This window comes from Corynebacterium sp. MSK041 (genome assembly GCF_030232265.1).
Taxonomy (GTDB): Bacteria; Actinomycetota; Actinomycetes; order Mycobacteriales; family Mycobacteriaceae; genus Corynebacterium.
Map to the genome: position 1 here is coordinate 1 of NZ_JASPJK010000016.1, position 22,849 is coordinate 22,849.

General features: G+C 61.0%; 20 protein-coding genes, 2 tRNA genes and 1 riboswitch. Of the genes, 14 read left to right on the forward strand and 8 right to left on the reverse strand.

Going from position 1 to position 22,849, the window contains the following annotated elements; translation table 11 throughout:
- Positions 1–483 precede the first annotated feature (483 nt).
- Together QP968_RS10045 and QP968_RS10050 are read left to right on the forward strand one after the other, a co-directional pair.
- Positions 484–1,338 carry a hypothetical protein gene (locus QP968_RS10045; protein ID WP_284856278.1) on the forward strand — a complete coding sequence of 285 codons (855 nt, stop codon included), beginning with the start codon at positions 484–486 and terminating at the stop codon, positions 1,336–1,338.
- Between the two features lie 78 nt (positions 1,339–1,416).
- Positions 1,417–2,004: a hypothetical protein gene (locus QP968_RS10050; protein WP_284856279.1), complete on the forward strand. Its 588-nt coding sequence runs from the start codon at positions 1,417–1,419 to the stop codon at positions 2,002–2,004.
- A 141-nt stretch (positions 2,005–2,145) separates the two neighbouring features.
- On the opposite strand, the gene QP968_RS10055 is transcribed toward QP968_RS10050, so the two are convergent.
- From QP968_RS10055 to QP968_RS10065, 3 genes are read right to left on the reverse strand one after another with little or no spacing between them, the layout of a single operon-like run.
- Positions 2,146–2,481, reverse strand: coding sequence for a hypothetical protein (locus QP968_RS10055; protein WP_284856280.1), 336 nt, complete (start codon positions 2,479–2,481; stop codon positions 2,146–2,148).
- Between the two features lie 42 nt (positions 2,482–2,523).
- On the reverse strand, positions 2,524–2,781 hold the full coding sequence (locus tag QP968_RS10060) for a TetR family transcriptional regulator (RefSeq protein WP_284856281.1): 258 nt from the start codon (positions 2,779–2,781) through the stop codon (positions 2,524–2,526).
- Between the two features lie 17 nt (positions 2,782–2,798).
- Positions 2,799–3,023 (reverse strand): CopG family transcriptional regulator, encoded by a 225-nt coding sequence (locus QP968_RS10065; RefSeq protein ID WP_284856282.1) that lies wholly within the window; start codon positions 3,021–3,023, stop codon positions 2,799–2,801.
- A 101-nt stretch (positions 3,024–3,124) separates the two neighbouring features.
- Between QP968_RS10065 and gyrA the strand changes: the two genes are divergently transcribed.
- The 9 genes from gyrA (at position 3,125) to QP968_RS10110 (ending at position 12,922) form a co-directional block, all read left to right on the forward strand.
- Positions 3,125–5,698, forward strand: a complete 2,574-nt coding sequence (gyrA, locus tag QP968_RS10070; protein WP_284856283.1) for a DNA gyrase subunit A — start codon at positions 3,125–3,127, stop codon at positions 5,696–5,698.
- A 3-nt stretch (positions 5,699–5,701) separates the two neighbouring features.
- Complete coding sequence (locus QP968_RS10075; RefSeq protein WP_284856284.1) at positions 5,702–6,037, forward strand: DUF3566 domain-containing protein; 336 nt, start codon at positions 5,702–5,704, stop codon at positions 6,035–6,037.
- A 105-nt stretch (positions 6,038–6,142) separates the two neighbouring features.
- Positions 6,143–6,219, forward strand: a tRNA-Ile gene (locus tag QP968_RS10080).
- A gap of 12 nt (positions 6,220–6,231) precedes the next feature.
- Positions 6,232–6,304: transfer RNA gene (locus QP968_RS10085), tRNA-Ala, on the forward strand.
- Positions 6,305–6,833: 529 nt separating this feature from the next.
- Entirely contained in the window at positions 6,834–8,564 is a 1,731-nt protein-coding gene (locus tag QP968_RS10090; protein WP_284856286.1) for an RNA/DNA-binding domain-containing protein, read from the forward strand.
- A 173-nt stretch (positions 8,565–8,737) separates the two neighbouring features.
- On the forward strand, positions 8,738–10,057 hold the full coding sequence (locus QP968_RS10095; protein WP_284856287.1) for an alpha/beta hydrolase: 1,320 nt from the start codon (positions 8,738–8,740) through the stop codon (positions 10,055–10,057).
- Positions 10,058–10,269: 212 nt separating this feature from the next.
- Positions 10,270–10,372: riboswitch (TPP riboswitch) on the forward strand.
- A gap of 61 nt (positions 10,373–10,433) precedes the next feature.
- Positions 10,434–11,468, forward strand: a complete 1,035-nt coding sequence (locus tag QP968_RS10100) for an ABC transporter substrate-binding protein (protein ID WP_284856288.1) — start codon at positions 10,434–10,436, stop codon at positions 11,466–11,468.
- Positions 11,449–12,234, forward strand: coding sequence for an ABC transporter permease (locus QP968_RS10105; RefSeq protein ID WP_284856289.1), 786 nt, complete (start codon positions 11,449–11,451; stop codon positions 12,232–12,234). The genes QP968_RS10100 and QP968_RS10105 overlap by 20 nt, the downstream gene beginning before the upstream one ends.
- Entirely contained in the window at positions 12,227–12,922 is a 696-nt protein-coding gene (locus QP968_RS10110; RefSeq protein ID WP_284856290.1) for an ABC transporter ATP-binding protein, read from the forward strand. The genes QP968_RS10105 and QP968_RS10110 overlap by 8 nt, the downstream gene beginning before the upstream one ends.
- Here the strand turns inward: QP968_RS10110 and QP968_RS10115 are convergent.
- Positions 12,919–14,796, reverse strand: coding sequence for a YhgE/Pip domain-containing protein (locus tag QP968_RS10115; RefSeq protein WP_284856291.1), 1,878 nt, complete (start codon positions 14,794–14,796; stop codon positions 12,919–12,921). The two genes, QP968_RS10110 and QP968_RS10115, sit on opposite strands and share 4 nt — an antisense overlap.
- Positions 14,793–15,455, reverse strand: a complete 663-nt coding sequence (locus QP968_RS10120; RefSeq protein ID WP_284856292.1) for an ATP-binding cassette domain-containing protein — start codon at positions 15,453–15,455, stop codon at positions 14,793–14,795. The genes QP968_RS10115 and QP968_RS10120 overlap by 4 nt, the downstream gene beginning before the upstream one ends.
- 123 nt (positions 15,456–15,578) lie before the next feature.
- Between QP968_RS10120 and QP968_RS10125 the strand changes: the two genes are divergently transcribed.
- Positions 15,579–16,139 carry a TetR/AcrR family transcriptional regulator gene (locus QP968_RS10125; RefSeq protein ID WP_284856293.1) on the forward strand — a complete coding sequence of 187 codons (561 nt, stop codon included), beginning with the start codon at positions 15,579–15,581 and terminating at the stop codon, positions 16,137–16,139.
- An 11-nt stretch (positions 16,140–16,150) separates the two neighbouring features.
- On the opposite strand, the gene QP968_RS10130 is transcribed toward QP968_RS10125, so the two are convergent.
- Positions 16,151–16,753: a hypothetical protein gene (locus QP968_RS10130; RefSeq protein WP_284856294.1), complete on the reverse strand. Its 603-nt coding sequence runs from the start codon at positions 16,751–16,753 to the stop codon at positions 16,151–16,153.
- A 286-nt stretch (positions 16,754–17,039) separates the two neighbouring features.
- On the opposite strand from QP968_RS10130, the gene QP968_RS10135 reads away from it, so the two are divergent.
- Entirely contained in the window at positions 17,040–18,005 is a 966-nt protein-coding gene (locus QP968_RS10135; RefSeq protein ID WP_284856296.1) for a methylenetetrahydrofolate reductase, read from the forward strand.
- A 10-nt stretch (positions 18,006–18,015) separates the two neighbouring features.
- Positions 18,016–20,262: a 5-methyltetrahydropteroyltriglutamate--homocysteine S-methyltransferase gene (gene metE / locus QP968_RS10140; protein WP_284856297.1), complete on the forward strand. Its 2,247-nt coding sequence runs from the start codon at positions 18,016–18,018 to the stop codon at positions 20,260–20,262.
- Between the two features lie 159 nt (positions 20,263–20,421).
- On the opposite strand, the gene QP968_RS10145 is transcribed toward metE, so the two are convergent.
- Both QP968_RS10145 and QP968_RS10150 read right to left on the reverse strand, forming a co-directional pair.
- Positions 20,422–21,636 (reverse strand): acyl-CoA dehydrogenase family protein, encoded by a 1,215-nt coding sequence (locus tag QP968_RS10145; RefSeq protein WP_284856298.1) that lies wholly within the window; start codon positions 21,634–21,636, stop codon positions 20,422–20,424.
- Between the two features lie 27 nt (positions 21,637–21,663).
- Positions 21,664–22,839, reverse strand: coding sequence for a CaiB/BaiF CoA transferase family protein (locus tag QP968_RS10150; RefSeq protein ID WP_284856299.1), 1,176 nt, complete (start codon positions 22,837–22,839; stop codon positions 21,664–21,666).
- Positions 22,840–22,849 lie beyond the last annotated feature (10 nt).

Here is a 22,849-nt window from a genome sequence, read left to right on the forward strand (position 1 = left end):
GGTGTTGAGTTGGATCCTGAAGGCGACGGTGTTGGTGTTACTGGCCAGCCTGATGAGGTTGCTGTGGTACGTGAGAAACTCAACGGTCTACCGGCTGATGTGGCGCAGCTGGGTGTGTTGATCGCGGATGTTGAATCTGCTGGTATCAGCATCGACTAACCGCCTAACCACAACCCCAAACTTCATACCGAGCCGAAAGCACAAACCGCTACACCACTACACGCGACTTGACCTATGAAGCATATGGCAAGGATGCAGTGGAACGGATGCGGAAGGGGCGAGGGCCACGGCAGATCAACCTGGATAAACTGAAGGCCAAGCCTGACAGTGGTGGTTGGGAAACCATGGAGGTCAGCCATGAGCCGATTCCTTACCGTGATGGAGGGAAAGAATTGGTTGCTCGTTGGCCCCAAGATCATGCAGCAATCGACCCGTATCGTCACCCTGGGTACTGACCATATCGCCTAAATAGAGAGGAAGACCATGTCAAAGACTCTCAATGAGATGTTCATGGAGGCACGGGATGACACTATTGAGTTTGAGGGGAAAACTCTTCATCTGGGCTTGTGTATCGATCCGGAGCCGGGGGTGGAAACCCTGATTGAGTGGGAGTTTGATTCCCCGCATCCTGTAGGTGAGGTTGCCATTCGATTGCGTGCAATTCGGTGTAGTTTCCGGTTCAGTGGTGTTGATAAAGCCGAGACTGTTATTGGGGTTCATGGGGAGGCTAACCGGGGGTGGATTATTGTTGACAAGCTTGGTGATGACCCGGTGGTGTTGGTGACAAACGCGTGGCTTGATCCTCGTCTTGGGGACCAGTTCGAGTTTAATTATGGCAATCAGGCGATGCTTATTGATGAAACGCAGCCCGGCACGTATGTCATCCGGGCGAATAATGCTGTAACGGATGATCGTATGGCGTTTAGTGATTTCATTGCGACGGTGAAGGTGACCACGCTTGGTGCCTCTGCGGGTTATGAGCCCGGGTATGGGGAGATTCACCCTGATTATCCGATTGAGAATTATCGTTATGTTGATACTGGTGGGCAGGCGTTGAGTGCCGAGGGGTATCAGGCGATGAGTTTTGATGCTGATGATTCTGCGGTGTTGACGGATGCTATTGCGATGGTTACGCACCGTTGGGATGATGTTGCCACTGTGCTCGGCCGTGGCAGGAACTTTGTGGATTTACGTTTGAATCTTGAAGATGAGTCGATGAGTGAGTTTGGTATTCGTGATGAAGCGAAGTTGTGGGGGCTTGCGGCGGTGCGTCTAAGTGATGGCACGATCTTGGAAGATGGCACCATCCGGTACCAAGATCCCAACCAGCCTTATTAGCGTTGTAACACTAGGGCCAGGTTAGACACTGCGAGACTGTTGTGGCTGTTTCCTTCCAGTTGATAGAAAGGTTGTTTTATGAGTGATACTGCAACACGGGTTGCTGCGTTGGTGGGGTTGCATACTCCGGTTCCTGATAGGTATGGGACGATGTCGGATGAGCTTTTAGAGCACTATGTGTACGGGCTTGAGAAGGTGCTCTTACGCGATGATCTGATCCCTACCGCTAAAGATCCGCTTGTTAGTGCGATCAATGAGTTTCTTAAAGCTAAGCATTATTATTTGTTTGATCAGTTTGAGCGGTATTACTACTTGGAGCCACATGCTCATGTGAGGACAAAGTTGTTCTTTTCTTTGGAAAGGCTTGCTGGGAGTAAGGAGAAGTATCTTGATCGGATGTTGGAGATGTATCTGACTGATCATCGCAGTATTGGTACAACCAATGAAATGCTCAAGGAGTATTTCCAGACGCTTTTTATTAAGAAGGGACGGCAGCGTCATTGGGATGTGGTTGCTGAAACAGCTGATACTGATCGTGATGTTGAGTTCATTGCGTTTATTGCCGGGAAATTTCAGCGGCAGTTGGAGCGTCATCAGGTCAATGCGTGGATGCCTGTTCTTGATGAGGCTAAACGGGTCACCCGACCAAATCTTCCCGCCGATTAACAATAAGACGACCACATGTTGAGCATCGCGAGCGAGCTACGTCGGGCGACGAAAGTTCATGGAGGGCTTCCCCTTCCATGCGAAGATCTTGGCTGCGTCGACGGCTCACACAACCTGTATCAACCTCTCTAGTCAGTGCATCTACCGGTTCTGGGGCTGTTGGGAAGGGAGGAACTGCTCCTTGAGGCGCTCCAATTCTGCCTTGATCGGCGGGATCTGAGCGATGAACGTCACCACGCCCACCGTGGCGGCGAGGGCGAGGAAAACTGATAGTGGGGCAAAACCGGTGTAGGCGCTGCCGAACGGTGGCTGCTCGGGGAGTTCCACTCCCGGTGGAAGGGCGTTGGCGTTGTCCGTGTTCTTCCGTACGGAATCGGTGGAGCTGGTGGTGGGGCCCTCGGCAGCCACAACGGTGGGGGTCACCAGTAGGGAGGCGGACAGTGCGGCTGCTAGCGCAGCAGACGTGAGCTTCTTCATGCCACGGATTCTACCCCGGGAAGATTGCCACTGAAAGTGATGCTAGCGGCGCAGGTAGATTTCCGCGGCGACAATGGCGAACTCCTTGTTGAAAGCCGTGAGCGGCTCCAGGCGTTCGATCCCGCGGGCGAGAGCAGCAGCGGCAGCGATGGGGGAGTCGAAGACGGGGATGCCCTCGATGTGCGCGCCGGGAATGGCGGCGGCGGCGCAGATGGCGGAGAAACTGCGCACGGCGGTGGACCACTTCGCGCAGGTCTCATCGGCGATGATGAGGAGTTGTTCGGGGGTAAGGGGTGTCATTGGTTTCTGCTCAGCCTCTAGTCCGCCTCATGCGGTCGTGCCCGGCGGATGCGGGCGGCCAGGGCGGGGCGGCCGGGGATGGTCTCGTGGGCGAGGGAGTGAATGGAGGCGTCGTCAAGCAATCTGGTCGCAGCGATGGCGATGGCGCGCTTGGCGGCTTCTTGCTTGCTGCAGCCCCACGCGCTGGCCAGTAGCACGAGGGCGCGGTCCTCTTCAGCGGACAACCTGAGGGTCATAGCCATGGCGTGATGGTATCACTCTGATACCGCATGGCATAGGCCCAAAGACGCAGAAGGCGCGTAAACTGCCTAGAGGATCTATCTCTAATTGAAAGGCCAACACCTTGAGTGACGATATTTTCGGCGGTGAGCTCGGCGACCGCATCCTCCCCATTGACATCAATGAGGAGATGCAGACCAGCTACATCGACTACGCCATGAGCGTCATCGTCGGCCGCGCACTGCCTGATGTGCGCGACGGCATGAAGCCGGTGCACCGCCGCATCATCTACGCAATGTATGACTCCGGCTACCGCCCGGAGCGTTCTTATGTAAAGTCCGCGCGCCCGGTGTCTGACACGATGGGTCAGTTCCACCCGCACGGTGACTCCGCTATTTATGACACGCTGGTGCGCCTCGCCCAACCGTGGGTCATGCGTTACCCGCTGGTAGACGGCCAGGGTAACTTCGGCTCCCGCGGTAATGACGGCCCGGCGGCTATGCGTTACACGGAGTGCAAGATGACGCCGCTGTCCATGGAGATGGTGCGCGATATCCGTGAGAACGCGGTGGACTTCTCCCCGAACTATGACGGCAAGGCGCAGGAGCCGGACGTGCTCCCGTCCCGTGTGCCAAACCTGCTGCTCAACGGCTCCTCGGGTATCGCCGTGGGTATGGCCACCAACATCCCGCCCCACAACCTGGGCGAGCTGGCAGAGGCCATCTACTGGATCCTGGATAACTACGACGCAGACGAGAAGACCACCCTGGATGCGTGCATGGAACGCGTCAAGGGCCCGGATTTCCCCACCGCAGGGCTCATCGTCGGTGATCAGGGCATCAAGGATGCCTACACCACCGGCCGCGGCTCCATCCGCATGCGCGGTGTCAGCGAGATCGAGGAAGTGGGCACCCGCCAGGTCATCGTGATCACGGAGCTGCCGTACAACGTCAACCCGGATAACTTCATCTCCGGCATCGCCGAGCAGGTCTCCGCGGGCAAGCTCACCGGCATCTCCAAGATCGAGGACGAATCCTCGGACCGCGTGGGCATGCGCATCGTCATCACCCTCAAGCGCGACGCCGTGCCGCGCGTTGTGCTGAACAACCTGTACAAGCACTCGCCGCTCGAGTCCAACTTCAGCGCCAATATGCTTTCGCTTGTCGACGGTGTTCCCCGCACCCTCCGCCTCGACCAGATGCTGCGCTACTACGTGGCACACCAGATCGAGGTCATCGTCCGCCGCACCCAGTTCCGCCTCGACGAAGCGGAAAAGCGCGCGCACATCCTGCGCGGCCTGGTCAAAGCACTGGACATGCTCGATGAGGTCATCGCCCTTATTCGCCGTTCCCCAACGGTCGACGAAGCCCGCGCAGGCCTGATGAAGCTTCTCGACGTCGACGAGATCCAAGCCGACGCCATCCTCGCCATGCAGCTGCGCCGCCTGGCAGCCCTGGAACGTCAGAAGATTGTCGATGACTTGGCCGCTATTGAGGCCGAGATCGCCGACTACAAGGACATCCTGGCCAAGCCGGAACGCCAGCGGGCGATTGTGGCGGAGGAGCTGGCGGAGGTCGTCGATAAGCATGGCGATGAACGCCGCACCCACATCGTCGCCGCAACCGGCGATGTGACCGAAGAAGACCTCATCGCGCGCGAAAACGTCGTGGTCACCATCACCGCAACCGGCTACGCAAAGCGCACCAAGGTGGACGCCTACAAGTCGCAGAAGCGCGGCGGCAAGGGCGTGCGCGGCGCTGAGCTGAAGCAGGACGACGTGGTGAAGAACTTCTTCATCTGCTCCACCCACGACTGGATCCTCTTCTTCACCAACTTCGGCCGCGTTTATAGGTTGAAGGCATACGAACTGCCGGAGGCCGGCCGCACCGCACGTGGCCAACACGTGGCCAACCTGCTGGAATTCCAGCCGGAAGAGAAGATCGCACAGATCATCCAGATCCAGACCTACCAGGACGCCCCGTACCTCGTCCTGGCCACCCGCGACGGCCGTGTGAAGAAGTCCCGCCTGACCGACTACGAGTCCGCGCGCTCCGCCGGCCTCATCGCCATCAACCTCAACGAAGGCGACGCCCTCATCGGCGCATCCCTGGTCAGCGAAGACAGTGACATCCTGCTCGTCTCCGAACAGGGTCAGGCCATCCGCTTCACCGCGGACAATGACCAGCTCCGCCCGATGGGCCGCGCCACCGCCGGCGTGAAGGGCATGCGCTTCCGCGGCGACGACCAGCTGCTGGCCATGACCACCGTCAAGGACGGCGACTACCTCCTCGTAGCCACCTCCGGCGGCTACGGCAAGCGCACCCCGATCGAGGAATACTCCCCGCAAGGCCGCGGCGGCCTGGGTGTCATGACCTTCAAGTACACCCCGAAGCGCGGCAAACTCATTGGCGCGTTGGCCGTGGAAGAAGACGACCAAATCTTCGCCATCACGTCTGCCGGCGGCGTCATCCGCACCGAAGTCAACCAGATCCGCCCGTCGTCCCGCGCCACCATGGGCGTCCGCCTCGTGGATCTTGCGGACGGCGTTGACCTCCTCGCCATCGACGTCAACGTCGAAGACGAAGGCGAAGAGGAAGCCACCGCCGTGGCCAAGGGCGAGAAGACCCTGGAAGACGTGGCAGGCGCTGCTTCGGCTGAGTCCGCGGAGTCTTCGGAGTCTTCGGAGTCTGAGGAGTAACGCATGGCCTCACGCAACGTGACCGTGACGCACATCAACCCGATGAGCGCCTTCAAGGTCGGCATCTGCATGGCGCTCGTCGGCTTCGCCGCGTGGCTTATCGCGGTGTCGATCCTGTACGTGGCCGTCGACGCCTTCGGTGTCGTCGCGTCCATGAATTCCCTGATCAGTGGCGTGGGTGGGGACACGGCGATTAGCTTCCCGTTCGTCCTCGCCATCGCCGCTCTCCTCGGCGCCATCGGCGTGGTGTTCGTGGCACTCATGGCCCCGCTCACCGCCTTCATCTACAACGCCCTCACTGGGCTTGTGGGTGGCGTGGAAGTGGAGCTGACAAACTAGTTTTAGCGTGTGTTTAGCTAGTGTTGGCTACTCACTAATTAGGGCATTAACCAGGCGATTTGTGTTTGTGCGGGTCGCCTGGGTAATGTTCTAGAAGTTCCGAGCGGGCCTATAGCTCAGTCGGTTAGAGCGCATCGCTGATAACGATGAGGTCGCAAGTTCGATTCTTGCTAGGCCCACCAGTTCGGAACAAAGGGGCATTAGCTCAATTGGTAGAGCGCCTCCCTTGCAAGGAGGAGGTCAGGAGTTCGATTCTCCTATGCTCCACAGAACGTGGAACCCGTCAGCCGTGATCGGCTGGCGGGTTTCCGCATTCCCGCCCTTGGTCCTGGCCTTGGCCGTCTTTTAGGGTTAAGCCGTCTTTTAGACGCTGCCGTGCGATCAGCTCCCCAAAGTGTTACAGGAAATCACTATTTTCCCAGGACGTGCTACCAGATTCCGGAAGTGTATAGTCCTGCCGCTTCCCGTCGCTTCCGTCTTACCCAGCAAACCCGACCGTGATCGGTGTGGCACAGAGTCCACTCATGGTGGCCGTGGGGCTCACCGTCGTTGGCTTCGTCGTCGGGCTGATGATCATTGATTTCGTGGGAGCGTAGCGCGCATCCTGTTCAAAGCGTTAAGAGCATTGAGATTTCACAACTCCGGGATAGACCAAACTGTGAACGAAACTCTGAACGAAACTCTGAACGAAACTGTCAAAGTGCTAATCATCTTTCAAACTTTGATTCGCAGTATGGACTTTAAAGTATGAAAGAGCTGGTAGACAAAGTGCTAAATATGTAATAGACTCAGAAACATGAGTTGGACTGATGTGCGAGTTGTGGAAACGCTCGCGGAACTCCGCGCTTTCGGGGATGACACAACGCTGGTGGAATGCAAAACCGCCGCAGGAGGAGTACCTGAGGGTATCGGGGAGACACTGTGCGCATTCGCGAATATGCCACAGGCAGGCGTAATCATTCTTGGTGTCAATGAACGCCAAGGCTTTGCCATCACTGGGGTGCAGAATCCAGCGGAGATGGAGAAGGCCATCACGTCAGTGAACCGTTCTTCCGTTTCGCCGGCACCGCAACTCGTGTTCTCGCACCATGTCGTCGACGACAAAAAGATTGTGGTGGTGGAAGTGACGCCGCTGCTGCCGTCGGAAAAGCCGGCGACTTTTCGTAACAAGGCATTTCTCCGTCAAGCTGATGGAGACTATGAAATGAACTCCAATGACATCAAGATGTTGGAACTTTCAGCGCTCACAGAGAGCCAGCAGATACTCTCCGACTTTCAATCGGTACCGGGAACTGACACTGGCGTGCTTGATCCACAGGTGCTTAAAGGGTTCATCAAATCTGTGCGGGAGTCCCGCTCGCGCGTGGCCAAGATCGATGATGATGCACAGCTGCTCCAAGTCACCAATGTCACTGATAATCAGGGTGACATTCGGCTTGGAGGATTGTATGCGCTTGGTTACCTGCCGCAATCAGTGGAACCTGCTCTCGGTGCGACTGTTGCAGTGAGGTTGTCTCGCGGGGATGGAGTTGGCAGGCATAAGAACCTCAAAGAAATTGAGGGGCCGCTGCCAGTGATGTTGGTGGAGATCATGGAGTGGATCCGCCAGAATTCAGACACCGTGAGTAGGTACACCGAGAGTGGTCACCTGGTGGATGAGCCGGAGTTCCCACCGACGGCAATCCGTGAGGTTCTTGCTAATGCTCTGGTTCATCGCGACTTGGGGCCTTCCGTGGAGGTGGGAAAGAAAGTTGAGGTCCGGATCACGGAGAAGATGCTCGTGGTGGTCAGTCCGGGGGGTCTTCGCGGTCTGTCTGCATCTCAGCTGGAAAGCCCGGAACTGACCAAAGCGCCGGTGAACAAGCGGCTGTACGAGATAGCCCGTTACTTGCGTACAGCTGAGGGTGAACGAGTGATTGAAGGTGAAGGTGGCGGAATCCAAGAGATTCTCACGGCCACCCGAGGAGCTGGTCTGCCGAAGCCTCGGTTCATTGATAACGGTGTTAGCTTCAAAGTGTTGTTTCCGCGTGGCTCACGCTTCACCGAGGCAGATAATCAGTGGCTTTCAGATCTGAAACAAGAAGCCAAGCAACAGTTCACTCCAACGGAAGAGGACATACTGATCAACCTGCGGAGCGGGGGTGGAGCGACGTTGTCGCACATCGTGCAGTTGTACACACCGTTGGGGGAGCGGAAGTGTAAGAGGATCCTTGACAGACTCATTGATTGCGGTGTTGTGGAGCTAGAGGACGGCATCTACTCAGTGCCAGGAGAGCGGAAGGAGATTACATATCGGCCAGACCATGCCAGCGTGGACCAGCATTTCTTGGTTGCTTTGGGCAAGAATGTGCCGGCAGTTTACGCAGCGATTGGCCCAGGCGAGTTTGTAACTCTGAAAGACATGCAGTCGAGGACGGGTTTGTCGCCAGCACAAGTGCGGTATGCGCTTGAGCCTCTCCTCGCTGAAGACCATGTTGTCATGTTGGGTGGTCAGGGGCGTAAAGCAACTGTGTATAGCCGGACTTAGACCAGCGGAATTCTCAATTTGGATGAAAGTGCGAATGAAAGTGTGAAAAGTCTTCGCAGTTTCGCACTTTGATTCGCAGTTTGAGGCGGGGTTGTGCAAAGTGGCCTCGTGCGCGCCGGGTTTTGTGTACAAAGAAAGATAGTTTCGTGCACAAAATCTAGGAGGGTGGACATATGCGCAGAAGCTTATCGACGTTTATCGCGGCCGGACTGACCCTTAGCCTCGGGGTCACGGGCCTGGCAGGACAGGTAGCGGGACTGGTGCCGGAGGCGGCGGCCACACCATTTGGGTCGGTGGCGGATCTGACGCCGATGTCCTCGGTGAAGGCGGGGGAGCCGATGCGGGATGTGGCACCGCGCGAAGTGCCGGTGTACCGCAGTGGTCTGCCAGCGGTGGCGCCGAGTGGTGAGCCGGGCACGGTCCTAGCGGAGGTGCCACTGGATGAGCGAGTGGGGTTGAGCAGCGCATCGAAGCAGTTCCGGGTGGCGTACACGACGGTGGATCAGCACGGGAAACCAGCGACGAGCACCGGAGCAGTGTTCTTGCCCAAGGGGGAGAAACCCGAGGGCGGTTGGCCGGTGCTGGCGTGGGCGCATGGGACGGTGGGGTTGGGGGATGAGTGTGCGCCGTCGATAAACGCACGATCGGCGCGTGATGCGGAGTACCTCAACCGTTGGCTCGACGAGGGGTACGCGATCGTGGCCACGGATTATGTTGGGCTGGATTCGCCCGGGCTGCACAGCTACCTGAACGGTAAGGTCGCGGCGGCGAACGTGGTGGATTCTGTGGCGGCGGCGCACGCGATGGCGGGCACGCAGGGGCCGGATGGGTCGGTGCTGGCTAAGCGGTGGGCCGTGATTGGGCAGTCGCAGGGCGGGGGAGTGGCGCTACACGTGGCGCATCGTGCGACGCCGCGCAGCCAGCAGCTCGGCCTGGACTACCGCGGTGCGGTGGCCACCGGCGCGCCGGCGTACGTGGAGGAGATCATCCTTGCTGGTGGCCCCACCTTCCCGCCGGTGCCGCTGCCGGCAGCGCTGAGCACCTACGGGCTGTACATCCTGACAGCGGTGCAGGAGGCGTACCCGCACGTGGATCTGGATTCCGCGCTGACGGAGGACGGCAAGCGCATGCTCACGGAAGCGAAGAAGAGCTGCTTCCAGGAAGTGCGCGACGCCGCGGCGGGGACAAACCTGGCGCGGGCATTTTCCAAACCACTGCGCAGCGTCCCCGGTCTGGAACAGGCCACGCGAGACCTCATGGGCACCCCTGTTGCTGGTTATGACAAGCCGGTCTTCCTCGGCCACGGCCTCCAAGACCAGGACGTGCCCACCCCGATTGGGCTCATTCTGAACTCGGAGATGTGGCTGCGCCAATTCATTGGTGACCCCCGGAACCAAAAGGTTGTGGTCAAGTGGTACCCGGCTGATCACGGCGGGACGGTGAACATGTCCACGGTGGATTCGGTGCCGTTCCTGCGGGAGATTCTGTCCTAGAGCCCATGCCTGTGGGGGCCGACTTCGCCTGCTTAGGCCCCTCAGACACAAACTGCAATGAATGAAGTGCAATGAACCAGGTGGATTCGCGGGCAGCTGCCTAGCTGGCGAGCCCCGACCTGGTTTATTTGAGTTCGTTTATTGCAGTTCATTCATTGCACTTTGCAAGCCAATCTCACACCCACCTGACTAACCGCTGGTATAACTTTAAAGCACGTGACACGGGGTGCCGGCGCGCAGAAGCGTCGGCTGAGATTAGACCCGTCGAACCTGATCCAGTTAGTGCTGGCGGAGGGATGGTCACGGGGAGACGCACGCATGCGCGTATGCGATCGCCCCTGGGCTGCTTCCGCCTTGAATGAAGGCGAGAGAAGCAATGAGCTTTTTCAAGAAAATCACGGCGACGATAGCGGCGGTGGGCGCCACGATGATGCTGGCGGCCTGCGCGGCCGACGGCGAGGGCAGCGGCGACGGCGGCGATAATAACGGCAAGGTCCGCATCGCGCTGGACTGGACGCCGAACACCAACCACACGGGGCTCTACGTGGCGCTGAACAAGGGCTACTTCACGGAGGTGGGCCTGGATGTGGAGGTGCTGCCGTACAACGATTCCAACCCGGACCTCATGGTTGATGCTGGTCAGGCGGAGTTCGGTGTGAGCTTCCAGGATACGGCCACGATTGCGAAGGCAGCGGGTGCGGATCTGCGCTCCGTGTTGGCTGTGGAGCAGACGTGGGCCACGGAGGTGAGTGTGCTCGCGGACCGTGAGGAGATCAAGAGCCCGAAGGACCTAGACGGCCTGACGTTCGGTGGTTTTGCCAACTCGGCGGAAGAAGCCACCATGCGCGGCGTGGTGCAGGCAGCTGGTGGCAAGGGCGAATTTGACACGGTCGTCCTGGGCACCAGCGCGTATGAGGCGCTGTACTCGGGGGACGTGGACTTCACCGTGCCGTACGTGGCGTGGGAAGGCATTGAGGCAGAAGACCGCGGTGTGCACCTGAAGAACTTCAAGTACATCGATTATGGTTTCCCGGATGCGTACCAGGTGGTCATCGTGGGCAACCAAACCTGGATGGACAAGAATCCGGAGCAGGCGAAGAGCTTCGTGCAGGCCCTCCAGCGCGGCTATGAGGACGCGATCGAGGACCCGGACGCGGCGGCGGAGATCCTGCAGAAGGAAAACAGCGACCTGCTGGAGGATCTGGACTTCCTGCAGCGCTCCCAGCGGATGCTGGTGGAGAACTACATGCTCGACGAGAACGGCAAGTTCGGTGGCCAGACCGAAACGCACTGGGCGGAGCTGGGGCGTTTCCTGCAGGAGCAGGGTCTGCTCAAGGACGAAACCGGCAAGGAGCTGACGGAGGAGCCGGACTGGAACACGTACTTCACCAATGAGTACATCACCCAGTAAAGCGCCAAAAGGCACCGTCGCCGTCCCCACCGCTTTCATCCTCATTGCGGTCGCGGTGTGGGAGCTCGTGGTGAAGCTTATCGACGTCTCCCCCCGCATCCTCCCCACCCCCACCCAGGTGGCGCGCGCCGGGTGGGAGCAGCGGGAGGTCATCGCGGGGCACGCGGCGGCAACGCTACAGGTCACGGCGGTGGGCTTTGCGCTGTCGATGGTGTGCGCGTGGGTGTTGGCTATCGCGTCGGATTTCTCACCGACTCTGCGGAAGGGGCTGCAGCCGTTGCTGGTGGCCTCCCAGACAGTGCCGGTGATTGCCATTGCGCCCTTGATCATCATCTGGTTCGGCTTCGGCATCGTGCCGAAGATGCTGGTGGTGGCTCTGGTGACGTTCTTCCCAGTGGCCATCGGGCTCATCGAGGCCTTCGACCGCACGGACCGGGACGCCACGCGTCTGCTCCGCAGCATGGGCGCGAGCCGCTGGCAGCAGTTCCGGATGGTGCGCCTGCCGCAGGCGATGCCGGCGTTTTTCACAGCACTGCGCATCGGCATCACGTACGCGGTGACGGGCGCGATCTTCGCCGAGTACGTCGGCGCGAAGCAGGGCCTGGGCATCTACATGAGCGTGCAGAAGAACGCCTTCCGCACGGATCTGGTGCTGGCAGCGGTGGTGGTCACCGCGGCGCTGAGTATCGCGTTGTACCTGTCCACCTACCTCATCGAGCGCGCGGTCATCCCGTGGCACATCAAGGAGCGTAAAGCACATGGCTGACACACCAGTGGTCCACCTTGAACACGTAAGCAAGTTATTCGGGCAGCTCACGGTACTCAAAGACGTCTCCTTCAGCGTTGAGCCCGGCGAGTTCGTGTCCATCATCGGCCCGTCGGGCTCAGGCAAATCGACGCTGTTCAACATCATCGCCGGCCTGGACTCACCTACCAGTGGCCGCGCGACGGTCAACGGCACCACGGCATACATGCCGCAAAAAGATCTGCTGTTTCCGTGGCGCACCATCCTGGACAACACGGCGCTCGGCCTCGAAGTTCAAGGCACGCCCAAACAGGAAGCCCGTGCCCGCGCACGCGAACTGTTCCCGCAGTTCGGGCTCGACGGCTTCGAGGACGCGCTGCCGTTCGAACTCTCCGGCGGCATGCGCCAACGCGCCGCACTTTTACGCACGGTTGTGCAGGGTAAAAGCACTTTGCTTCTCGACGAACCCTTCGGCGCCCTCGACTCCCTCACCCGCACCGAACTCCAAAACTGGCTCAAAGGGATGTGGGCGGACCATGACTGGACCGCCCTGCTGATCACCCATGATGTGCGCGAAGCGGTGACGTTGTCAGATCGCGTCGTGGTGCTCGGGCCGAGGCCGGCGGGGGTGAGGGAGATTGTGGACGTCGATAAGCAAGCAAGCAGTGCTCTGGAGCTGCACCTTTTGGAACTGCTCCACGAGCGCTAAACCTCCAGCTCAGGGTGGATGTGCTTAGCGACGACGACACGTTCCTTCCAGAATCCCGCCATCGCGATGAGGAAGGACGCCACACCCACGGAGGTGAGCACGATGAGTGCGACGGTGACGCGGTGGTCGCCGGGTGCCGTGCCGAAGAGCACGTGGCGCATGAGGTCCACCGAGAACCGCATCGGATCCCACGAGTGGACCCACTGGATGAACTCGGGTTGGACCTCCGGCGGGTACAGGCCGTTGGATGCTACGAGCTGCAGTGACATGAGGATCATGGTGATCAGACGGCCTGTGGACGGCCCGAAGATGGCGTAAATAGCCAAGATCGCCGTGACAAAGATGATGGCCACGTACGCCAGGGCAAAGAACATCTGCACTGGGTGCTCCGCGTTGACCCCGAGCACGAGGTTTTGCATCCACCACAGGTGGAACGCCTGAATCACACCCAGGATGGCGGCTGGGATCCAGGAGCTCAACACCACGCGCAGTGGGCTGACACCGGAGTCAATGGCGCGCCGGGAAATCGGGTTGAACACCATGAACATGATCAATCCGCCGAACCACAGGGACAGGGAGAGGAAGAAGGGGGACAGGCCTACACCGAACAGGGAAACATCATCGCCGGTGTTTTCCAGCCGGACGGGGGAGCTGGCAACGGAGGAGGCGGAGTCGAGCTTCTCACCATCAAAGCGCGGGACCTTCCCGGCACCTTCGTTGAGTTTGAAGGCCAGCTCACCGGAGCCGTCATCTAGTTGGATGATGCCGCTGTTCAGGTCATCCATACCGGCGGCGAGCTGCTGGGTGCCGTCCGCGAGGACATTAGAGCCCTCGGATAGAGTGCGCACACCGACCACGAGTTGGGTGGTGCCGTCACTGAGTTGGGTGGTGCCGGTGAGGAGTTCACCGGAGCCGTCGTGAAGCAAGTGCAGCGCATTGGACAGCTCGCGGGCACCGTCGGCGGCTGAGTTGATGCCGTCCAGGAACTCCGCCGGCGTGCCTTGCTGCAGCTGGGGGATGTTCACCGGTGCGAGCACACCAGCGGCTTGGTTCACACCGTCACGCAGGCGGCCCAACCCGTCGGCGAGTTCATCGGCGCCGGTGGAGGCTTGGCCGAGGCCGTCGTTGAGGCGCTGGGCGCCACTATTAAGCTCGTGCGCCCCCTCGTCGAGCTGGGTGGCACCGTCAACGAGATCCGGCACCTTCTGCAATGCTTCCTGCACGCTGTCGTTGAGCTGGTTCGCGCCGTCGTCGAGGCGCTGGCTGCCGTCGCGGGCTTGGGTGGTGCCGTCGTGAAGCTTGTCCGCACCTTCACCCGCTTGATCCATGCCATCGCCGATGGTGTTGAAGCCCATGAACATCTGGCGCGAAATCTGCTCACCCACGGTGCCACTAATCACCGAGGTCATCACACGCGTGACCTGGTTACCCAACATCGTGGGGATGAAACCGTTCGTGTTATTCAACGTCACGTTGATCTTCGCCGGATGCGGGTCATCCGTGTTCACACTCACAGCGGCCTCGGAGAAGTTCTTAGGTATCTCCACGCCCAGGTAGTACGTGCCGTTGCCAATACCCTCGATGGCGTCCTGCGCGGAGACTTCCACGAAGTTCATCGGCTCAACCTTGAGTAGCTCCGCGGCTACCTGGTCGCCGGCGCGCACCTCCTTCCCATCAGGGCCTTGCGCGCCCTCATCGGAGTTGACCAACGCCACCGGGATCTTGTTCAGGTTGCCCAGCGGATCCCAGTAACTCCACACGAACAAGCCACCGAACAGCAGTGGCAGCAACGTAATGGCAATCAGCGCCAGCGGCGGCAGAACACCCCGCAAGAGTTTGCGGAAGTGCGTGCCTACATTCAGGCCCGAAATCATGCGTTCACCTGCTCTTCCTCGTCGTTGGAGGTCTCCGGGGCGTGCCGTAGATCCACAATCTCATCCGCGTGGTTATCCGGATCCTCGTTGACGGAGTTGACCACCACCGGCAGATGCTTGGACAGCTCCACCAGGTCATCGAGCACCGCCGCGCGCAGGCGGAGGCTGCGGATCTGATCAATGTCGTCGATCACCAGTGCCTTCGCGTCTGGCCGCGAGACCAGTGCCAGCAGCACGCGCAGGCGGAAGCGATCTTCCACGCTCACATCGCCGATCCTGAGCGAGACGTCGAGGTCCTCCAAGCTGAGCACGTCTAGCCACGGCTCCACATTCGGGTGCGCCAGCACATCGCGCGGCACACGTTTGAAGAAGGGCTGGCTCCACGCGATCTGTTCCCGCAGGATATGGCGGGTATCCATCTGGCGTTCAAGGCCATCGAGCATGGTCAGGCCGGCCATGGCCACGTCCTTGAAGCGTTCACGCGGGGTCGTAGTCGCCCCGCTCAGCGCGATCTCGCCGCCGAACTGTTTGAAACGCCCCGCCAAGGTCATGCACAGGGTCGATGAGCCTGACTCGCGCTCCGTAATCAGCAGGGTCAGGCCGTCGCCGATCTCAAACGTCAGCGGTTCGTCGCCTTTGCGGACAACAAGGTCCGTCACTTGAAAAATGGGTTCCACTGTTATGTGCCCCCGTTGTTCTTTCTGGGTCTAAGTGGAGGATAAACTATCAGTTCTACTCCGGATATCATTCACCACGAGTTTCATTGAGTCAAGGCGGAAATCATGCGATCGGATGCGGTGTTAAGGCGCAAAAAGCTTATCGACGCAGCCTGCTCCCTCTTCCGCACCCACCCCTCCACCACCGTCACGTTGGAAGCGATTGCGTCCCGCGCCGAGGTAGGCATTGCCACCCTGTACAGGAACTTTCCCACTCGCCGGCACCTCAACGTGGCCTGTGGGATTGCAATGCTCACCGACATCGGGCTGCTCATCGAGGAGCTCAAAGAAAATTTCCACACCGACCCCCGCGCCCAGTGGGACGGGTTTGTGTGGAAGCTGCTTGATGTGGGCGCGTGGCCCCTGGTGGAGGCCATCGCGTCGGAGGACCTTGGCAAAAACCCCGAACTAGCGGCCACGCGGGCGGAAACAATTGAGGCCTTCCAAGCAGTCCTCGACCTCGCCGTCCCCGCCGGCCTTGTCCCGCGCGGGCTCACCCCGCTCGAATTCGCCGAAGAGGTCTTCGTGGTCACACGCCCCCTCGACGGCAAGCTTGGGGAGGAACACCCCGACGTCCAACACCGCCTGGTGGGCCGCCTGCTCACCGCGTGGCGGAACGCGGACTAGATGTTGGCTAGCTACATGTTGTTGCGAGGCTGCGTGCTTTCACGCTGATCATCTGCCAGGGCATCCAGGCTGGACAGTTGCTCATCGATGCTGGCCAGCAGCTCCTCATCGCGCTCCGCGGGGTCCTCGCTGAGCGGGCCGTGGTCGGCGCCGAGGCGGTCACGGGTGGTCATGGGTGCCGGCGCCTTGGGTGCTGCGGACTTCGCGGGCGCAGCTGCCGGTGTGTCCTCCCGGAAGAGGAAGAACCACACCGCCCCGGCGATACCGGCGAGCAGACCCAGCACGCCAACAGCGCGACCGATGTTGCCCTTCTTTTCCTTCTTCCTCTGCTTCTTGGCCAGCTTCTCCGCTGCCTTCCGCGCTTCCTTCTCCTGCTGTTCCTTGTGGAATTGGGCGCGGCGGGCATCCAAACGGTCATGGGCCACGCGGGTGAGAGCGCCGGCTTGGAGGCGGGCTGCGTCGAAAGGCTCACCCTTCTCATTTGTACTGGCCGGGCGGGCCAGGGCGCGCATCGCATCATACACGTCGCGCTGCTGCTCATCATTCATGTCGCGGTAGCGGCCGTAGAGGAAGGACGCTGCCTTGTATGCCATACCAAGAGTGCGAAGATTCATGCCGGGGGTTCACCTTTCAATCGGTTGTGTGCCTACCACCCTAATGAAAAATGGCGGGGGACAGAGCGGTGCCAAAGTTGTCGCAAAAAGTGGACCGAGCGGTTCATTTCGCGCGCCAAACCGCGAATTATATTCATGTCAGAATCGCCGATGGCCTGCACCGATGCGGGACGGGGGAGGGGTAGATCTTGGCCGGTTGAAACCCATCCCACTAGATTCACAAACATTCACGCGCTGAGCCCAGCCAGAATTTATTACTCATCGACGAGCCGAAAGGACTCCTTCGTTGACTGAAGGACATTTCTCGTCGAGGCTGTCTGCATCCGCGCCTTTGGACCCCCTCGACGAAGCAGCTGAAACGTTGCCCACCGAGCACACACGCCGTGCCGGCACCGCACTGAGCTTCGAGCTCATCCCGCCGCGGCATGACGCAGACGAGGCGAAACTCAACGACCTCATCTCCGGGCTCAACGCCTATGAGCCGGACTATGTCGCCGTGACCAGCTCCCACCGCTCCGGCTGGTTGGAGGGCACCGCCGACTTCATCGCCCGCCTCAACGCGCAGACCAACCTGCGCACCATCGCGCACCTCGCCTGCACCGCCGGTACCGAGGAGGAACTCGCGGACTGGATTCGCCGCCTGATCAACTCCGGCGTGCGCGGTTTCCTCGCCCTGCGCGGGGACCTGCCCGAAGGCGAAACCAGCCTGCCAGACGGCTACCTGCAGTACGCCACCCAACTCCTCACCCTCATCCAGGACATCGAGGACGAAAACGCGTACCGCCTCGCCGCCGGCAAACTCGCCCTCTCTGTGGCGTGCTACCCTTCCGGCCACGCCGAGTCCGCTACCCCAGACCTGGACTTGGACGTCCTGCTGTCCAAGCAGCGTCTCGGCGCGGACTTTGCCATCACCCAGCTCTTTTTCGAGGCAGAGGACTACCTCCGCTTCGTGGAGCAATCCCGGATGGCGGGCGTAAGAATCCCCCTGATCCCCGGCATCATGCCTATGACCAGCCTGAAAAGGGCTCAGCGCATGGGCGTGCTGTCGGGGATTGAGGTGCCGGAAAGGGTCGTCGAAAAGCTAAAAAACGCTGAAGACGAATACGAGGCCGGCATGGAGCTCACCGTCGAACTCGCCGCAAAGCTTCTCGACGCCGGCGTGGGCGGCCTCCACATCTACACCCACAACAACCTCGCAGTGACACAAGACCTGCTGTCACGGCTCGGCATAGAACCCAAAGTGAAAAACTAAAGGAGAAACAGTGACCACCTTCCCCAAGGCCACCATCGAGGGCTACCCTCGCATCGGCGCGAACCGCGAACTCAAGCACGCACTCGAGTCCTACTGGGCTGGGCGTATCGACGCTGATACGTTCCGCACCACCACCCGCGCCCTGCGCATTGACACCTACAACCACCTGCGCGACCTCGGCCTGACCGAGGACTACGCCATCCCCGCTGACGTGGCTTACTACGACCAGGTCCTCGAGACCGGCCTGACCGTCGGCCTGATTGCCGGTGGCACTGACCTCGACGAGGAATTTGCGCTGGCCCGCGGCAACGACACCCGCGTGCCACTGGAGATGACCAAGTGGTTTGACACCAACTACCACTACCTCGTGCCGGAGGTTGAGGCTGGTCAGGCGATTACGCCGGCGCCGGAGCGCGTGCTTCGGCTGGTTGAGGAGGCCCGCGAGGCTGGCCACAAGGTCCGCCCGGCGCTTGTCGGTCCGGTTACCCTGCTCGCCCTGTCTAAGCCGGTCGAGTGGTCCCTGCTGGACTCCCTGGTGGACGCTTACGCTGCTGTTTTCGCTGCTTTGAAGGACGCCGGCGTCGAGTGGGTCCAGGTCGCTGAGCCGGCACTGGTCGCTGACCTGTCCACCCCGGACGCAGAGCTGGCCAAGTACACCGAGCAGGCATGGTCCCGTCTGCTGGCCGCGGAGAACCGCCCGAAGGTCTACGTGACCACCCCGTACGGCTCCGCACGCAAGGGCCTCGACGCCCTGGCCGCTGTTGCACCGGACGCTGTCCACGTAGACCTGTCCCCGTGGACCCTCGACGCTGACGCTGACTACCCAGCCCGCGTCGCCGCTGCCTTCGCCGGCAAGGACACCACGCTTGTCGCCGGACTTATCGACGGCCGCAACGTCTGGGCCGCCAACCTCCGCGACAAGGCCGCGATCCTGTCCGAGCTGGGCGCCACATCCGTGTCCACCTCCACCTCCCTCCAGCACGTGCCGCACACCCTCAACGCCGAGAAGAACCTCCCGGTTGAAGTTGCACCGTGGCTCTCCTTTGCTGATGAGAAGATCGAGGAGATCAAGGCCCTCGTCGCCGGCGAGTCCGAGGCCCCAGAGGCCTTCGGCCGTTCCGACCGCGCCGCACGCACCCGCGCTGAGTCCACCCGCATCCACAACGCCGCTGTTGTTGAGCGCGTCGATGCCCTGCCTGCCGGCCAGGTCCAGCGCCAGCCGGAGTTCGCGCAGCGCCAGGAAGCACAGAAGGCCCTTGGTCTGCCACTTCTGCCCACCACTACGATCGGCTCCTTCCCGCAGACCAACGAGATCCGCAAGGCCCGCGCCGACCACCGCTCCGGTGCGCTCACCGATGAGCAGTACAACGAGGCCCTCAAGCAGGAAGTCAAGAACGTCATCGAGTTGCAGGAGCGCCTCGGCCTCGACGTCCTCGTTCACGGCGAGCCAGAGCGCAACGACATGGTGCAGTACTTCGCCGAGCTTCTCGACGGCTTCGTCGTCACCGAAAACGGCTGGGTCCAGTCCTACGGCTCCCGCTGCACCCGTCCGCCAATCGTTGTTGGCGACGTCTCCCGCCCCAAGGCCATGACCACCGAGTGGTCCGCCTACGCACAGTCCCTGTCCGACAAGCCGGTCAAGGGCATGCTCACCGGCCCAGTGACCATCCTGGCCTGGTCCTTCAAGCGTGACGACGTCCCATTGAGCGTCTCCGCCGACCAAATCGGCGTCGCCCTAGCCGACGAGGTCGCTGACCTGGAGAAGGCCGGCATCAAGGTCATCCAGATCGACGAGCCCGCACTTCGCGAGCTCCTCCCACTGCGCGAGGAGGACCGCCCGTCCTACCTCGACTGGGCCGTCCGCGCCTTCCGCCTGGTCTCCTTGCAGGCTGAGCCGACCACGCAGATCCACACCCACCTCTGCTACTCCGAGTTCGGCCAGATCATTGACGCCGTCGCCGGCCTGGACGCCGACGTCACCTCCATCGAGGCCGCACGTTCCAAGATGGAACTGCTTGAGGACATCGACGAGACCTTCCACTCCGAAATCGGCCCGGGCGTGTGGGACATCCACTCCCCGCGCGTCCCATCCAAGGGCGAGATGGTCGAGCTGATCAAGGCCGCCCTGGTCAACGTCCCGGCTGACCGCCTCTGGGTCAACCCGGACTGTGGCCTGAAGACCCGCGGCTACGCCGAGGTCGAGCCATCCCTGATCAACATGGTCGCCGCCCGCGACGAGGTCGTGGCAGGGCTTTAAGCCTTAAGCCCTGAGCCCCAGAGGGCCCATCCGAGAAGTCTGACACCCCGCTCGCGCCCCAAAATCGCGAAACCCCGTGACCTGGCATTTCAGGAAACGGGGTTTTCGCGCGTGGTCAGATTTCTCGAAACCGGCCCAGAACCCGGGCGCGACAGCGCTCTAGGCGAAGGCGCTCAAACCGGTCATCTTCTGACCGAGGATGAGGGTGTGCATCTCATCGGTGCCTTCGTAGGTGCGCACGGACTCGAGGTTCGCGGCGTGGCGGATGGGGGAGTGCTCGTGCTGAATGCCGTTGCCACCGAGGATGGTGCGGGCTTCGCGGGCGATTTCAATGGCAACGCGGGTGTTCTGCAGCTTGGCCACGGAAATCTCGGAGATGTCCAGGGTGCCGGCATCCTTCTGGCGGCCAACGTGGAGGGCCAGGAGGTAACCCTGGTTCAGGCCGATTGCCATGTCTACCAGCTTCTTTTGGGTGAGCTGGAAGCCGGCGATGGGCTTGCCAAACTGGGTGCGCTCCTTGGCGTAGGCCAGTGCGCATTCGATGGAGTCACGCGCAGCACCCAGGACACCCCAGCCGATGCCGTAACGTGCCTCGTTGAGGCACATCAGCGGAGCCTTGAGGCCGAAGCGGCCGGCGAGGATCTTGTCCTCCCCAACCAGGGCGTTCTCCAGGTAGATGTGTGCCTGGGTGGACACGCGCATGGACAGCTTGCGGTCGATCTGCTGCGGGTTGAAGCCGGGGGTGCCCTTTTCCACGATGAAGCCAGCCACGGTTTCTTCGCGGCCCTCTGGGATTCCGTCGAGGCCAGCAGCAGCGAGGTCAGCGGTGGAAACTTTGGCCCAGATGATGGTCAGGTCGGCGTAGTGGGACAGGCCGATCCAGCGCTTCTCGCCGTTGAGGACCCAGCCTTCTCCCGGCTTGTAGGTGGCGCGGGTGGTCATGGAGGCGGGGTCGGAACCAGCCGTGGGTTCGGTCAGACCAAAAGCGCCGAGCAGTTCCGCGGCGGCCATCTTGGGCAGGTACTTTTCCTTCTGCTCTTCGGTGCCGTGGAGGTGGATGGAGGTCATGGCCAGGGAGCCGAGGACGGAGAAGATGGTGCGCAGGCCTGAGTCTGCGGCTTCGACTTCGAGCATGGCCAGGCCGTAGTCGACGGCGGAGCGGCCAGGGCAGCCGTAGCCGGAGAGGTGGGCACCGATCATGCCTTTCTCAGCGAAGCGGGGGATCAGTTCGAAGGGGACGTGTGCGTCTTCGTACCACTGGCCAACGTGGGGCTTGATTTCGCTTTCGACGAAGGCGCGGACGTCGTCACGCCATGCGATCTCGTCGGGGGAGAGGAGGCTGTCGAAGTTGAGCAGGTCGGTTGCAAAAGTCATGATGGGTCCTTTCGAGAATGAGGGGGGTTATTTGGTGGGGGTGTTGGAGATCCAGTCGAGGACGTCGTCGCGGTCTTCGTCGAGGCCCGGCGCGGCCTTGGTGTATTGGATTGCGCCGGAGCTCATGTCCAGTGGGTTGGATACGAAGGGGATTTCGTCGCTGCCGTCTTTGGTGGGGATTGTCACCACGGGTTCCAGTTCCAGTTCGTCGGCAAAGTGCACGGCTTCGCGCACGGTGAGGATCGGGGCGATGGGAAGGCCCTTGGCGCGGAACAGGTCGATCCATTCCTGCGCGTCCTTCGCGGCGAGCAGTTCGTGCAGGATCGGGCGCAGTTCCTCGCGGTTGGTGTTGCGTTGTTCGTTGGTGGCAAAGCGGGGGTCGCTGGCGAGTTCGGGCGCGCCGAGGCCTTCGGCGAACACTCCGAATTGCTTGTTGTTGCCCACGGCGATGACCAGTTCGCGGTCTTTGGCGGGGAAGGGGCCGTACGGGAAGATCGACGGGTGGTCGTTGCCCGTGCGGGTCATCTCCGCGTCGGATGCGACGGCGGCGGAGCTCATGTTGACCATGGAGGACAGTGCCGCGGACAGCAGGTTCGTGCGGATTGTTTCGCCGCCTCCGCCGAAGCGTTCGCGTCGCAGCAGGGAGGCGAGGATGCCGACGGTGGTGTGGAGGCCGGTGAGGACGTCGATAAATGCATAACCTGCTTTTTGCGGCGGCCCATCAGGCGAACCCGTCATGGACATGAATCCACTCGATGCCTGAATGAGCATGTCATATCCCGGAAGCTGCGAGCCAGCGCGCGAGCCGAACCCCGTGATTTTCGCGTGGATCAAATCAGGCCATCGCTTTTCGACGCTCTCCGGGTCCAGCCCGAACTTATCCAAACTGCCCACCCGGAAGTTATCGATGAGCACGTCCGCACGGTCAATGATCGCGTACGCCGTTTCCAGGTCATCCGGGTTTTTCAGGTCGAGTTTGATGGAATTCTTGTTGCGGTTGATGGACAGGTAGTACGTGCCCACGTCGCCGCGCTTCGGCGGAACCCAATGGCGCGTGTCATCGCCGGTTGGTCCTTCGACCTTGATCACGGTGGCGCCCAAGTCCGCGAGCAGCATCGTGGCGTACGGGCCCGCAAGGACGCGGGAGAAATCCGCCACAACAATGCCCTGCAGCGGGCCACCTTGTGGTTGTTGGAGTGCCATATGTTGTCCT

Coding starts and splice junctions, on each gene's coding strand:
- QP968_RS10045 (WP_284856278.1), top strand. CDS start 484: ATGTCAAAGACTCTCAATGAGATGTTCATGGAGGCACGGGATGACACT.
- QP968_RS10050 (WP_284856279.1), top strand. CDS start 1,417: ATGAGTGATACTGCAACACGGGTTGCTGCGTTGGTGGGGTTGCATACT.
- QP968_RS10055 (WP_284856280.1), bottom strand. CDS start 2,481: ATGAAGAAGCTCACGTCTGCTGCGCTAGCAGCCGCACTGTCCGCCTCC.
- QP968_RS10060 (WP_284856281.1), bottom strand. CDS start 2,781: ATGACACCCCTTACCCCCGAACAACTCCTCATCATCGCCGATGAGACC.
- QP968_RS10065 (WP_284856282.1), bottom strand. CDS start 3,023: ATGGCTATGACCCTCAGGTTGTCCGCTGAAGAGGACCGCGCCCTCGTG.
- QP968_RS10075 (WP_284856284.1), top strand. CDS start 5,702: ATGGCCTCACGCAACGTGACCGTGACGCACATCAACCCGATGAGCGCC.
- QP968_RS10090 (WP_284856286.1), top strand. CDS start 6,834: ATGAGTTGGACTGATGTGCGAGTTGTGGAAACGCTCGCGGAACTCCGC.
- QP968_RS10095 (WP_284856287.1), top strand. CDS start 8,738: ATGCGCAGAAGCTTATCGACGTTTATCGCGGCCGGACTGACCCTTAGC.
- QP968_RS10100 (WP_284856288.1), top strand. CDS start 10,434: ATGAGCTTTTTCAAGAAAATCACGGCGACGATAGCGGCGGTGGGCGCC.
- QP968_RS10105 (WP_284856289.1), top strand. CDS start 11,449: ATGAGTACATCACCCAGTAAAGCGCCAAAAGGCACCGTCGCCGTCCCC.
- QP968_RS10110 (WP_284856290.1), top strand. CDS start 12,227: ATGGCTGACACACCAGTGGTCCACCTTGAACACGTAAGCAAGTTATTC.
- QP968_RS10115 (WP_284856291.1), bottom strand. CDS start 14,796: ATGATTTCGGGCCTGAATGTAGGCACGCACTTCCGCAAACTCTTGCGG.
- QP968_RS10125 (WP_284856293.1), top strand. CDS start 15,579: ATGCGATCGGATGCGGTGTTAAGGCGCAAAAAGCTTATCGACGCAGCC.
- QP968_RS10130 (WP_284856294.1), bottom strand. CDS start 16,753: ATGAATCTTCGCACTCTTGGTATGGCATACAAGGCAGCGTCCTTCCTC.
- QP968_RS10145 (WP_284856298.1), bottom strand. CDS start 21,636: ATGACTTTTGCAACCGACCTGCTCAACTTCGACAGCCTCCTCTCCCCC.
- QP968_RS10150 (WP_284856299.1), bottom strand. CDS start 22,839: ATGGCACTCCAACAACCACAAGGTGGCCCGCTGCAGGGCATTGTTGTG.